The organism is Amphritea pacifica (assembly GCF_016924145.1).
GTDB lineage: Bacteria > Pseudomonadota > Gammaproteobacteria > Pseudomonadales > Balneatricaceae > Amphritea > Amphritea pacifica.
Genome location: NZ_JAFFZO010000182.1, coordinates 1 through 308, shown reverse-complemented (window position 1 = coordinate 308; position 308 = coordinate 1). Strand labels below are relative to the sequence as shown.

Genomic DNA, 308 nt, shown 5'->3' with positions numbered 1-308 from the left:
CTGAAGTAACGATACATTTACGCCGGATTAGCGCTTGTACATATTTCTCGTTTTGTTACAGGATTCAATTGTTAAAGAGCGGATAAAGCTAAAAGCTTTAAAAGATAAACATCAGACCGATGTGTATATTTTAAGACTTTCAGACGAGCAACCAGATAATTCAGTAGCTGAGTATAGCCCCGGATAAGACTATTTCTTACAAGACCGGGCAAGTTCTGAGTGGACTTGAACCACCGACCTCACCCCCTTCTTTTAAACCAAGAGTGGGGTGCGCTCTAACCAGCTGAGCTACTTTCTTCAGTTCTAAC

Annotated in this window: 1 tRNA gene; it reads right to left on the bottom strand. The window is 41.6% G+C overall.

Annotation, left to right across the window (positions count from 1 at the left end):
• Positions 1 to 213: 213 nt before the first annotated feature.
• Positions 214 to 292, bottom strand: a tRNA-OTHER gene (locus JW499_RS21995).
• Positions 293 to 308 lie beyond the last annotated feature (16 nt).